11 protein-coding genes and 1 tRNA gene are annotated in these 13244 nt (G+C 44.1%); 8 read left to right on the forward strand and 4 right to left on the reverse strand.

From position 1 onward, the window contains the following. Nucleotides 1–19 precede the first annotated feature (19 nt). Both DK187_RS07745 and DK187_RS07750 read right to left on the reverse strand, forming a co-directional pair. On the reverse strand, nt 20–562 hold the full coding sequence (locus tag DK187_RS07745) for an imm11 family protein (RefSeq protein WP_111606773.1): 543 nt from the start codon (nt 560–562) through the stop codon (nt 20–22). Then, a complete protein-coding gene (locus DK187_RS07750; protein WP_162623482.1) occupies nt 559–3030 on the reverse strand; it encodes an AHH domain-containing protein in 2472 nt (823 codons plus the stop codon). Before DK187_RS07750 ends, DK187_RS07745 begins: the two co-directional genes overlap by 4 nt. A 232-nt stretch (nt 3031–3262) precedes the next feature. On the opposite strand from DK187_RS07750, the gene rep reads away from it, so the two are divergent. Continuing rightward, nucleotides 3263–5314, forward strand: coding sequence for a DNA helicase Rep (rep, locus tag DK187_RS07755; RefSeq protein ID WP_111606775.1), 2052 nt, complete (start codon nt 3263–3265; stop codon nt 5312–5314). 50 nt (nt 5315–5364) lie between these two features. Here the strand turns inward: rep and DK187_RS07760 are convergent, their stop codons facing one another. Continuing rightward, a complete protein-coding gene (locus tag DK187_RS07760; protein ID WP_111606776.1) occupies nt 5365–5736 on the reverse strand; it encodes a c-type cytochrome in 372 nt (123 codons plus the stop codon). 142 nt (nt 5737–5878) lie between these two features. Here DK187_RS07760 and DK187_RS07765 point away from each other — a divergent pair, with 142 nt between their 5' ends. The 4 genes from DK187_RS07765 to DK187_RS07780 all read left to right on the forward strand — a co-directional run bounded on the left by DK187_RS07765 (nt 5879) and on the right by DK187_RS07780 (nt 9019). Continuing rightward, entirely contained in the window at nt 5879–6172 is a 294-nt protein-coding gene (locus DK187_RS07765) for a putative quinol monooxygenase (RefSeq protein WP_111606777.1), read from the forward strand. Between the two features lie 203 nt (nt 6173–6375). Beyond that, nucleotides 6376–6452: transfer RNA gene (locus DK187_RS07770), tRNA-Arg, on the forward strand. A 409-nt stretch (nt 6453–6861) separates the two neighbouring features. Beyond that, a complete protein-coding gene (locus tag DK187_RS07775) occupies nt 6862–8520 on the forward strand; it encodes a nitrite/sulfite reductase (RefSeq protein ID WP_111606778.1) in 1659 nt (552 codons plus the stop codon). Nucleotide 8521: 1 nt separating this feature from the next. Continuing rightward, nucleotides 8522–9019, forward strand: a complete 498-nt coding sequence (locus DK187_RS07780) for a DUF934 domain-containing protein (RefSeq protein ID WP_111606779.1) — start codon at nt 8522–8524, stop codon at nt 9017–9019. A gap of 19 nt (nt 9020–9038) precedes the next feature. On the opposite strand, the gene DK187_RS07785 is transcribed toward DK187_RS07780, so the two are convergent. Next, the gene (locus DK187_RS07785; protein WP_111606780.1) at nt 9039–10448 is read right to left on the reverse strand and encodes an aminotransferase-like domain-containing protein; all 1410 of its coding nucleotides are present in this window, start codon (nt 10446–10448) and stop codon (nt 9039–9041) included. A gap of 141 nt (nt 10449–10589) precedes the next feature. On the opposite strand from DK187_RS07785, the gene DK187_RS07790 reads away from it, so the two are divergent. The 3 genes from DK187_RS07790 (at nt 10590) to DK187_RS07800 (ending at nt 13208) form a co-directional block, all read left to right on the forward strand. Further along, entirely contained in the window at nt 10590–11990 is a 1401-nt protein-coding gene (locus tag DK187_RS07790) for a cytochrome ubiquinol oxidase subunit I (RefSeq protein ID WP_111606845.1), read from the forward strand. Between the two features lie 11 nt (nt 11991–12001). Beyond that, a complete protein-coding gene (cydB, locus tag DK187_RS07795; protein WP_111606781.1) occupies nt 12002–13009 on the forward strand; it encodes a cytochrome d ubiquinol oxidase subunit II in 1008 nt (335 codons plus the stop codon). 73 nt (nt 13010–13082) lie between these two features. After that, on the forward strand, nt 13083–13208 hold the full coding sequence (locus DK187_RS07800; protein WP_111606782.1) for a DUF2474 family protein: 126 nt from the start codon (nt 13083–13085) through the stop codon (nt 13206–13208). The last annotated feature ends 36 nt before the right edge of the window (nt 13209–13244 follow it).

Consider the following 13244-nt stretch of genomic DNA (forward strand, 5'->3'; position numbering starts at 1 on the left):
AAGAAGGGAATATTTGGAATCAGCACCAGTCTGGGTCACTGCCATCGGTGGGTTCAAAACAAATACCAGTTGGGTTCACCGATTCAATCGCCTGTTTAATGCGGTCGCTTATTACAATTCGGGGGAACTCATCGTGCAGACGAAAGATGTCGTAGCCGGCACGGTCTGCTTTTTCTTCATTTAATACTAATTTCTTAATTCGTCGTATGGAGCCATCTTCATCCATTTTTAATGTAGAAGACTTAAAATCAATGCAATCTACATGAGCAGAAACGACGATTTTGCACCAAGTATGATTAAACGAGCCGTCTGGCAGCTTTAATGTAATAGGTTGAAATATCACCCCTTCTGGGTTGAACTTGGCAATTTCGTTAATTAGACGCTGACTGAATACTTGGCCTGCTATGCCTGAAAACAGTGGATAATCTACATTTAAATCTCCGATTATTTCACTTTCTTTATGAGTACTATCTACATATGTTTTTTGATTGAAGTAATCTATTTTTATATCGGCAAGTACTCGTAAACCTTCTTTTGTGGGCCAAAGTATCCAATACTTCATTTTTCCTCTCCTTTTTGTATTTTTTGAAGAGTTTTCTTGATTTGCATACTATCTCCACGTAATAAATATTTTTGATCCCAATCTTCAATAAATTCTTTAATATCTTCTGATAAGCTATTTAATTGTTTCTTTAGCTGATTTTGATTACCTGTTTTACAATAGTTTAAGCATTTTTCTGTTATTTTTTCTAATTCCAACTCAACTGCTTGGTGATAATCATTAGGATGTGGCCCACGATGTATCTGTAGGTCATGTCGCAATATATCCGGTGCCAAGACAGGTAAGAAAATACCGTTTTCCGGATCATTCACATCCCAGCCAATGAGACGTATATTTTTTCTTAATTTTTTAAACTGTGTAGAGCCAAAAACACTGACGGGAATCAGGTGGTGGCCTTGCACTGGGTAGGGGCTGCCTGCGCTTGGGTTGGCCGCAGACTGTTTCATCCGCTGTCGGGAAATAGGACTGATAAAGCCTTTAAAGCCTAATTCCCACGAGTCATGTTTTGGGTCGTGAAAAGGTGCTGGTAAGGCTTGCCCAGCGCCTTGTGACAACCAAGGTTGTAATTGCTCGTTTTCCCACTGTTTGTTAAAGCCCAAGCGTCGGGTGGTGCGTCCGTTGTTCACGTATTTAATGGTTTTATCGTGCTTGGTTTTGCAGTCTTGCCATTGACAGTGTTTCGGTTCGTGGTCTTTTTCTTTGCCCTGGTTTGGGGTTTGGCTGTGTTTACTGTGGCCATTTATTGAGTCCGTACGCTTATTGCGCTTTTTGACCAAGGCTTCTGACAAAGACATGATGGTATCGGATATTTGTTCGGCTATTTTAGCGGACTTTCGTCCTAGGGTTGCGGATACAGCCACGCCGCCAGTTATAGGGGCTGCCACACCACCGAGTGCTGCACCAAACGCCGTGGCACCACTTACCGCGGTGACATCTATCCCTGTTTGAGTGGCTTGTGAAGCCGTCATTGCGACAAGGGCATCTGTGGGGGCTGCTTCTAAAAAGCGTTGCGGTAAACTTAACAGTGTCTCTCGTACATGGCTGTCTTTCAGTAGAATTAGCACCATTTCCATCTGAGCAGAGGCTTCGGCATAGTCATCTCCCGCTCTGGCTTGCCATTGTTGAAAGGCTCGTTCTAGTTCATCTACATCGCCTGTTGCTAAGGCTTTAATGACAACTTGTGGCGGTACGTCTAATTGCATCTTATCTAGGAGTTCACCGAAAGACCCTAGGTCAGGTAGATACTCGGTGACGCCGTTCATGCCACCTTCACCTGCCGCCAAGGCGATATCCCATGTTTTTTGATACCAAGTTTGTCCGTCGAATTCCGCCGCCTGTTGCTTCAGTTCGTTAATTTTATCCGCGACGGCCTTTTCAAAATCCGTTCGGATTTGTTCTATCCTAGCTTGTTCTTCTGTTTCTTCAGCCGTTGGCTCCATATGACTTGGAGCGTATTCGCTAACAATATCCTCTGCTAAGGCTTCCGCATACAGGGCAAGTTGATCTTCCAGTTGTTGGTTTAATGTCTTTAGAGAGCTGTCTATTTCTTCTTCACTGTCTTCTGGATAAAACTCTACTTGAGTCACATCGGCCTCTAACGGGCCCATGACCACTTGACCCTTACTATCGGTTTTACCACTAATGATCGTGTTATTAGATAAAGTAATATTAAAGGGCGTTTCAGGAACAGGGGTGTTTTCTAGGTCATCGTAAACATGGGTTAAAACAAAAGAAGGCAGCTGGATATAGGTGCAGTCATTTGTTTTGACCGTTATTTTTTGAGGTGCTGTCTGGGGAAGGTTATAGTGAAGTACACAAACGTTACTGTTTAATAGTTTATCGACATAAACTTCACCACTTTGATCAGTCACACCTGAAGCTATTTCCTTTTCGCCTTGCAATAAGCGCCATGACACATCCGCCACAGGTTGACGTTCGCCCGTCCAGTTACCATATTTCATTTGCTTGCCTTGATTGGCACAGTAGAAAAAGCGAGCTTGTACGTATTGTTTATTGTCAGCTTCATCCAGAGCCTTATAACGCTCCTGCCGTTGCTTGGCGATACGTTCCGATAGGGGGATGGCGACAACGGGCTCTTCATGTAAGGTATAGAGTCCAGCGCCAGACGTTTCAGTCCTTCCCGATGCTATAGCGGGCTCTTTCTCTTCCGTTGCATAGGTAATATGAGATAGGTGTGAGGTAATTTGAGTCGATGCTGAGGGGTTTAACAACCAATCGGGATCTCCAAATTCACGATCTTTATTTTCTAGAAATAAGGGCACACGAGGTTGCTCGCACACTACTAAGCATTGGCCTGTATTGAGCGTATTCAACAGACTTTGGTTTGATTGCCCTTTGTCGGCTAATTCGCGTAAAACTGCTTCGGGGAGATTGGCGATATCCGCTTCTATCATCGGAAGCTCGTAAGATGAGATATGTTCAGGTGTAGAAATAAGGCGATAAGCCATATTAGAATCCTTTCCAAATGCTGATCGCAGCATTTTAAGTGAGGCATTGTGATGAATAAAGCGCGATTACTGTAAAGGTAGTGTGATTTTATTCTGCTTTCTTAGTGCTCATGGGGTTGTTACTAGATTCTAAACTTCTGTTTTTTCTCTGATGGTTTTTATCCCAGTGCGAGACGAGCGATTGTCGGGTACACTTACGCCTGATTTTTAATAGCCAGAGCCTGAGTTTTCCATGAGCGAACCATTACTCTCCATAGCCCAACGTCTGCGTAATCTAAACGAACGTCAATTGGATGCCGTCAAACAAATCGATGGCCCTTTGCTGGTATTGGCAGGCGCAGGCTCAGGAAAAACCAGTGTAATTACGACGAAAATCGCCTATTTGATCCAAACTTGTGGCTTTAAAGCCAATAGCATCATTGCAGTAACCTTTACCAACAAAGCTGCACGTGAAATGAAAGAGCGTGTGGTTGGCATGTTATCAAAGCAAGAAAGCCGAGGTTTGAGTATTTCGACTTTCCACAATTTGGGGTTACGGATTCTTCGCAAAGAATATCGTCGTGCTGGCCTAAAAGAAGGTTTTACCCTATTTGACTCCCAAGACTCGCTCAGTTTAGTCAAAGAAATTTTGGATAAAGAATTCAATGGTCAAATGGACGCGGCGGCGTATTGTCAGAACACCATTTCCAATTGGAAAAACGATCTCACGACCCCACAAGAAGCCATCACCAATGCGGACACAGAAGAATTTTTGTTAGCGGCACAGGTCTACGTGCAATATCAGCGTTATTTACGCGCATACAATGCCGTAGACTTTGACGATTTAATATTACTGCCCGTCAGCTTATTAATGGCCGATGAAGACTTGCGAGAGCGTTGGCAGAAAAAAGTACGCTACTTGCTGGTGGATGAGTGCCAAGACACCAACGCCAGTCAGTATGAATTGATTCGCTTACTAGCGGGCTTTCGTCGCTGTTTTACCCTAGTGGGAGATGACGATCAATCCATTTACGCCTGGCGTGGGGCACGTCCAGAAAACTTGGAACGTTTGTCGGTGGATTACCCCAATTTAAAACTGGTGAAACTGGAACAAAACTATCGTTCCACCAAACGTATCCTCAAAGCCGCCAATACCTTGATTGCCAACAACCCACACATTTACGACAAAGCTTTGTGGAGTGATCACGAAGAGGGCGACCCGATCCGTATCATGGTGACACGTAACGAAGACGCTGAATCCGAACGTGTTGCGGCAGAAATCCAATCTCGACATCTACGTCATGATATTCCGTATCGAGATTTTGCCATCCTGTATCGTGGTAACCACCAAGCACGACTATTGGAAATCAAACTGCAAGCCTATCGCATTCCCTACAAGATGAACGGCGGCACGTCTTTTTTCTCCCGCGCCGAAATCAAAGACTTAATGGGCTATTTACGTCTTTTGGTCAACCCATTAGACGACAACGCATTTTTACGCATTGTTAACTTACCGCGTCGAGAAATTGGCCCAGCCACGTTAGAAAAAGTCGGCAACCTTGCCACCGAGCGCGGTGTCAGCCTGTTCGAAGCGTCGGGCTATAAAGAATTAGAAGACAGTATTACTGGGCGCTCATTAAAAAGCTTACAAGATTTTGAACGTTGGCTCTCTACATTACGTAAGCGTTTAGAAGGCGGTGCGTCGCCTGTGCCTGTGATAGAGCAAATGATCCATGATATGGATTACTACAGTTGGATTCAGGAACAAACCTCATCGACAAAAGCGGCGGAACGTCGTATTGAAAACGTGCGTTTCCTGCTGGACTCTATCCAGCGCATGATGGAGTCTGCTTGGGAAGAGGACGAAAGCGCAGGCTTGGATCAAGCCATCAGTAAACTGTTATTAATCGACATGTTAGAACGCCAAGAAGAAGAGGAAGACGAAGACAAGGTTCAGCTGTTAACACTGCATGCTTCCAAAGGCTTAGAGTACCCTCACGTTTTCTTAATCGGCTGCGAAGAAGAACTTTTACCGCACAGAAACAGCATTGAAAACGACGACATTGAAGAAGAGCGCCGTTTGGCTTACGTAGGCATCACCCGAGCGAAAAAAACCTTATGCATCACCTTAGCGGCCAAACGCCGTCAGTATGGTGAAGAAATCGACTGCATGCCGAGCCGATTCTTAGACGAATTGCCAGAAGAAGACTTGGTCTGGGAAGGGCGCGGTGACGAAGGTGAAAGCGCGAAAAAAGAACGTGGCCTCGCGTCTTTATCGGCATTAAAAGCCATGCTGAATTCATAACGGAATGCCCAGCAGAAAGCCAAGCAGAAAGACGCGTAGTTAGCCATCAGCTATTGGCTTTGATCAATCATGTACAGAATGGTGTGTCGTAGCTCCTCGTCGCTACAGTTTGAGCAAATTCCTCGAGGAGGCATCGCATTGAAGCCTTTAATGGCGTTCGCCAGAAGCGTGTCTATGCCTTTATCAATACGTGGCTGCCACTCTTCGGCATGACCTATACGCGGCGCCCCCGCAACGCCATTGACATGGCAAGCAATACAATAAGTGTTATAAATCTGCGTCACTGGGCGACCAGAATAGGGTTGTGCTGTGGTGTTTGTTTCCCCAGAGGCTTGACTATGTAAGGGCAAGAGCGCGAGAAAACAAACGCCAAACGATAGAGCAAGAGGCCAATAAGAACGCAACAGACTGATAAAAAACACGGTACTTCCTTCTTTCGATTAAGGACTTAACAGCCAAATCATTATACGATAAAACCGTACTGACAGATGACTATTCGGTCATGGTTAGGCAATGACAATACACACGTTGTAAAACAGTCTGGTACTGTAATGGAGAATGACAATGGAAAATGTGCTCACTTTAGTGGCCACCATCACTGCGAAAACAGGTAAAGCGGAACCCTTAAAAAACGCTTTATTAGACTTGGTCGCGCCAACTCGAGCTGAAGCGGGGTGTTTGCAGTACGACCTACATCAAGATAACCAAGATCCAAATGTCTTTGTGTTTTTAGAGCGTTGGACAGGCTACGACGTCTGGCATGACCACATGGAAAGTGCGCACATCAAAGCCTACATTGCCCTAGCGGATGACCTAGTAAACGAATTTGTCGTCAAAGAAATGCACGCCATTGGCTAATCATGGCGAAAACACCATCGGACAGCGACCATAGACTCGGTCGTCGTCCGAAATCTTAGCGCAAAAACAGAATATCAACACTTTGAGCTAACATTATTGTATTAAGCACTGGAATCCTGAGGGATTTCCTTTAGAATACGCACTCAAATTTGTTCTGGCCTACTTTGCTCCATGCAAACATATCCCCGTCAGACAACCCTAATGCGCCCGTAGCTCAGCTGGATAGAGCGTCGCCCTCCGGAGGCGAAGGTCGGAGGTTCAAATCCTCTCGGGCGTACCATTTTGATAATGATCACCAACTCTGTAATCCTTGTATTTACTGGCTTTATAAGAAAATAAACTTCATTTTTCTTTGGGTCTATACAACACATTTTTTCTTCATGGGACAAAATTGGGACACCTCCTAAAAAACTTTTTATGAGTTTTTTCATGTGTCTACATTTCGTCTTTCAAAAAAATGAACTGTTTTGTCTAAAAACGGTTCATCGATTCCGCTTTCATGCTTACTCAAGAAAGATGTAGGTAAAGTTTAGGAAGTTCATACAATTAAAGTAATCCCTATGTTAAGTCGTTTCTTTATTTGTTGTTTAAATCTGTACCGATGATTTTTCTTTTTTCTTGTCCTATTAGAGACAATGTATTGCTGATACTTTTCTTCAAAAAATCTGTTATTGAGGAGGTTGGCATCAATGTATCGATACGATGAATATGATAGGGCGTTGGTTAACGAGCGCGTAGAAGAGTTTCGCGATCAAGTGGCGCGTCGGATGAGCGGCGAATTAACGGAAGACGAGTTTTTGCCATTGCGTTTGCAAAACGGACTGTATTTGCAAAAACACGCTTATATGATGCGCATCGCTATTCCCTATGGTGCGTTATCCAGTGATCAAATGCGAGGTTTAGCGTTCATTGCCAACGAATTTGACCGTGGTTATGGGCACTTTACTACTCGTCAAAATATTCAATTCAACTGGATTGAGCTAGCTGATACGCCAGATATTTTAGCGCATTTGGCATCTATTGATATGCATGCTATTCAAACATCGGGTAACTGTGTGCGTAATGTGACTACCGAAGCTTATGCGGGCGTTGCTCCCGATGAAGAATATGACCCGCGTATTTTTGCTGAGATTATTCGTCAATGGGCGACAGTAAACCCTGAGTTTTTGTTCTTGCCTCGCAAATTCAAAATTGCGGTTAGTTCCAGCAAGGAAGACCGTGCGGCGGTTCGTATGCACGATATTGGTTTGTATTTGTATCGTGACGAAGAAGAAACATTGCGTTTTCAGGTTATGGTTGGTGGAGGACTAGGTCGTACGCCTTTCTTGAATAAAGCGGTAAAAGACGATCTGCATTGGTCGGAAGTATTGTCTTATATAGAGGCAGTTCTTCGAGTTTTTAATCGTTATGGACGACGAGATAATAAATACAAAGCACGTATTAAAATTCTTATACATTCATTAGGTGTAGATGCTTTTCGTGAAGAAGTGGAAGCCGAATGGCTGCAAATTCGTGAGAGTTTTTCTACGCTCACCGATGATGAATTAAGCCGCGTGGCTTCTCAGTTCTTGTCGCCACTTTACAAAACTTTAGATGATACCGATCTTAAATACGGCAATCATATAGCAAGTAACGATGAGTTTTCTGCTTGGGTATCACGCAGCGTGAAACCTCATAAAGTCAGTGGTTATGCGTCTGTGGCGATTTCTACCAAGTTTCCTACCAACACGCCAGGCGATTTGAATGCTGAGCAAATGCAGCGTATAGCCGATCTTGCTGATCTTTATGGGTTTGGTGTGATTCGCATTGCTCACGAACAAAACGTGGTGCTGCCTGATATCCCGAAAAAGCATCTTTTCAATGTCTGGTTAAGTTTATGTGAAGTGGGTTTGGCTTTACCGAATGTGGGTTTAGTGAGCGATATGATTGTTTGCCCAGGGGCGAGTTATTGTAACTTGGCAACAGCACATTCTTTTCCCGTCGCCAAAAAAGTGGCTGAGGTTTACAGCATTGAAGAGCAACTAGAAGTTGGTGATATCAGTATTAACTTATCTGGGTGTATTAATGCCTGCGCCCATCACCATATTGGTAATATCGGCATTCTAGGGCTGAATAAATCAGGCGAAGATTATTACCAAATTACCGTTGGCGGAGCACAAGGCAAAGACAGTCAAATCGGCAAAGTGATTGGTCCTGCGGTGAGTGAAGACGCGCTGCCAAGAGTGGTTAAAAACATAACCAATGCGTATCTAGCGAATCGAAATGACAGAGAAACGTTTCATGAGACCTTTTTACGTATTGGTTTGGAACCATTCAAGATGGCCGCTTATGAGTCAGTAGGAGTTTAGTATGAAGAATATTATCCGTATTCAGTCTAATGATATGACGATTAATAAATCCGATGATTGGGTCATTTTAGAAGAGGGTTGTGACTCACTTAAGCCCCATCAAATCTTACCGATGAAAGCTTGGTTAGCGCGAGTTGAGCGAGGTGACAATGCCTCATCGGCCGTTTGGATTGACGTTGATGATGATCCAATGGAATTAAAAGGCGAGATCGATAAGTTATCGTTTATCTGTGTTTTCTTCGCTGATTTTAAAGATGGGCGGGGCTACTCGACGGCGTATTTATTGCGTAAGCGGTTAAATTATCAGGGGGATTTACGTGCCTTTGGTGATGTACTAAGAGATCAATTGAGCCTAATGCGTCAATGCGGTTTCGACAGTTTTGCCATTAAAGAAGGCAAAGATCCACACGATGCGGCGAAAGGCGTCAAAGGTTTGTCCGTCACTTATAGTGGCAGCGTATCGCAACCGAACCCGCTATATAAACGGGTTCGTCGCTAGGTTTTATGTTTAAAAAAGCCTATCCAAGTAGTACGCTAAACAGCTTTTTGACAGCGGCTTGTCTTTGTTCGGTTAACGGGTGGATATAACTTAAACGTAAAAAGTTTTTATATTGACCCGATGCCGAGAAAAGTGAGCCGGGTGTCATAATCACGCCTTGCTCTAATACTTTGTTATAACTGCGTTGTGTATTGATGGATTCATCTAATTCTATCCACATAGAAATGCCGCCTTGGGCATGGGTGTAGCGAATGTTGTCACTCCAATGGATATCTAATAACATCATCAGTTCTCTTTGTTGTTGCTTTAGCGTATTGACCTGTTGAGCAAGGTAGCGGCGGTAATGACCTTCTTCTAAAAATGTCGCCAGCCCTTGCTGAATGGATTCGCTTGAGGATAGCTGGGTAACCAGTTTCAATTGAGTAATCTTGTCGTGCCATTTGCCACCAAATACCCAACCAATCCTTAAATCTCGTGATAAACTTTTCGAGAAGGAACCACATAGAATAACTTGTCCGTTAGGATCGAATTTTTTTAAGGGTTCTGCAGTAAAAGGCGGAAAAGCCAAATCCCCATAAATATCATCCTCTATGATGCAAAAATCTTTTTCGACCGCTAGATTGATGAGCGCTCGGCGTGCTTTTTCTGGCATAAATGCCCCAGTGGGCGTGGCATAATTTGGGGACACAATACAGGCTTTTATTGGCCACTCTGTTATTTTTTCGGCCAAATCGTCAACGCTCAAACCTTCTTCTGGGTCAGCAGCGACCTCGATAATTTTCAGTTTGAGTTGTTCCATGATTTGCAGTACGCCATAAAATGCGGGAGATTCCACGGCCACAGTATCACCAGGTGAGCATGTTGCCATGAGGGAAATGAATAAGGCGTGTTGGCAACCACCAGTAATGCAAACCTGTGATGGATCTTGATTCAAACTACGGTGGCGATAGTGAGTCACAATGGCGTCTTTTAAGCGCATGTCACCGCTTGAGTCGTTGTAGTAAAGCGCTTTTTGAGTGGGTCTGGAGCGCAGTGCTTTGCTTAAGTGTCGGTTTAAAGTGATTAGGTGATTCGCATCATTGGTAGCGCCAGCCGTTGGCAAAATATCAAAGGCGGCACTGCGCGTCATGATGTCTTTTAAAATGGCAGGGACAGTTACGTCTCTGGGCGCGGCGGGTGGGTTAATACGTTTTGGCGAGAGTCGATCATTTGGTGTAACTGTTTTGACAAAGTAACCTGATTTTGGCTTAGAAAAGATCAGCCCTTCTGCTTCGAGTCGATGTAAGGCATGTAACACCGTGGCTTTAGAAAAGCCCAAGTTCTGGCATAGCTCTCGGACAGAAGGAAGCTTTCCGCTGGGTAAAAAATGGTTGGCTCTAATGTCCTTGCGTAACAAGTGTTCCAGCTCTAGGTATTTAAACTGACTCATGGTTGCACCCCTAATAATGTATCTGTGCCTATTCTAAATTAATTTATTGTGCCTGTTATGTATTTATTTAAGCCTTACACTCTGCAAGGTAATTATTTTTCGATTTTGCTTTCTGGTAGCGTAAAAGATAGGCAGGGCACAATGATTGATTTAAATGCTATTGATTTGGCGCGAATACAATTCGCGTTCACCGTCTCGTTCCATATTATTTTTCCCGCTATTACGATTGGTCTCGCCAGTTATTTGGCGGTATTAGAAGGCTTGTGGTTGTATACCAGAAAGCCGATTTACATGACTTTATGCCGATTTTGGATGAAAATATTCGCGGTTAACTTCGCCATGGGCGTTGTTTCTGGCATTGTGATGGCGTATCAATTTGGCACCAACTGGAGCCAGTTTTCAAACTTCGCAGGGGCTATTACCGGTCCATTACTGAGTTATGAAGTGATGACAGCTTTTTTCCTTGAAGCTGGCTTTTTGGGCGTTATGTTGTTTGGCTGGAAAAAAGTCGGCAAAAAGCTACATTTTGCCTCCACTATATTGGTCGCTATTGGAACCTTAATCTCGATGACTTGGATTTTGGCGTCTAACAGTTGGATGCAAACCCCTCAAGGTTACGATATTGTTGACGGCCGAGTTGTACCAGTCGATTGGTTCGAGATCATTTTTAACCCTTCTTTTCCTTATCGTTTAGTTCACATGGGCTTGGCTGCCTTTCTAGCAACTGCTTTGTTGGTCGCTGCTTCTGGCGCGTGGCATTTGCTGAAAGGCACGCATGTAACAGCCGCGAAAAAAATGTTGTCCATGGCAATGTGGATGCTGCTTATTTCGGCGCCTTTGCAAGTTATAGTTGGTGATCAACATGGCTTAAACACTTTAGAGCATCAGCCAATTAAAGTGGCCGCTATGGAAGGGCATTGGCATCAAACCGAAAAAGGTGAAGGCGTTCCGCTGGTCTTGTTTGGTTGGCCGAATATGGAAAAGGAAAGAAACGATTTTGCGATTGAGATTCCGAATCTTGCCAGTTTGATTTTGACTCATTCTTTGGATGGGGATATTCCATCGCTCACTTCTGTCGCACCGGAAGATCGTCCTTATGTGCCAGTGGTCTTCTTTAGTTTTCGTATTATGGTGGCGCTTGGCATCTTGATGATTGTGCTGGCTGTTACCGCATTGATGCTACGTAAAAAGGGCAAAATCTACGAAAAAAGATGGTTTCTGCGCTTCTGTGTTGCCATGGGCCCATCTGGTCTAATCGCCATGCTTACAGGCTGGTTTGTCACAGAAACAGGCCGTCAGCCTTGGGTAGTTTATGGTTTGCAACGCACTGTGGATGCCGGCTCGCCCAATAGCGTTACTGCCATGAGTTTGTCGTTGCTAATTTTTGTGTTGGTGTATCTTTGTGTTTTTGGTGTAGGCGTGCGTTACATGTTAGCGCTGATTACCAAAGGCCCAGCAGACGATTATACACTTGAAGACGATGAACATTTGAATAAACGCCCCGCCCGTCCGCTATCTGCCGCTGATGGCGTAGAAATTTAGGAGACAGTGTCATGCATTTTGATTTACCGACTATTTGGGCCTTTGTCATCGGCTTTGGTTTGATGATGTACGTGTTCTTAGATGGCTTTGACTTAGGGATTGGCTTGCTGTTTCCTTTTATTAAAGACAAACATGAACGAGATATTATGGTGAACTCGGTTGCCCCCGTCTGGGATGGCAACGAAACTTGGCTTGTATTGGGTGGCGCTGGCTTATTAGCCGCGTTTCCTATGGCGTATTCGGTGATTTTGTCTGCCTTATATGGGCCGATTTTGCTGATGTTATTTGGTTTGATTTTGCGTGGCGTCGCCTTTGAGTTTCGCTTTAAAGCCACGGAGTCTCATCGTCCAATGTGGGACAAGCTATTCTTTGTTGGTTCTTTAATGGCCACCTTTGCTCAGGGTGTGGCAATGGGCGCTGTGATTCTTGGCTTTCAGGTAGAAAATGGCGAGTTCGCTGGTGGTGGACTTGATTGGTTGAGTCCATTTAGCCTGTTCACCGGCTTTAGTTTGCTGTTTGCTTATGGATTGCTCGGTGTAACCTGGTTGGTTATTAAAACAGAGCATGGTTTACAGAAAAAAATGCGCGCACTTATTAAGCCATTAACTCTGTTGCTTGCGGCTTGTATGTTTATCATCAGCATTTACACGCCAATGATTAACGAAAGCGTACGTGATTTATGGTTTAACTTGTCGAACATTATATATTTGGCACCTTTGCCGATTTTCACGGCTACATTTGCTTTTTTGCTGATGGGGGCTGCGCATTCCAAAGAAGAATATCGCGCTTTCATTTGTACTTTATGCATGTTGTTTTTGGGGTATTTGGGGTTGTGTGTCAGCCTTTGGCCAAACATTATTCCACCGAGCATTACTATTTATCAGGCCGCGGCACCAACGTCTAGCCTTAAATTTACTTTAGTCGGCGTGGTGTTTATTTTGCCTGTCATCTTGATTTATACCTTTTGGTCTTATCGAGTGTTTCGTGGAAAAGTGGTAGATACCGACGGTTATCACTAGAAAGCAGATAACAAAAGGGCTGGTGTTTTACAGCGAGTCAGCCTTTTCTGAAATTAGTTTGGAGGACAGTACGATGAAAAAAAGTCTTCATCAATTTAAATGGTTATTGATTTTTTGGGCGCTTGGCGTTGGCTCACTTTTAGTGGTGGCGACGATTATACGCTTTGGTATGACTTTGGCTGGAATGGAAGCCAAATAAAGGCTTAGGCTTCTTTGAAATAAAGCCTTTGGATTT

This window comes from Marinomonas arctica (assembly GCF_003259225.1).
GTDB lineage: Bacteria > Pseudomonadota > Gammaproteobacteria > Pseudomonadales > Marinomonadaceae > Marinomonas > Marinomonas arctica.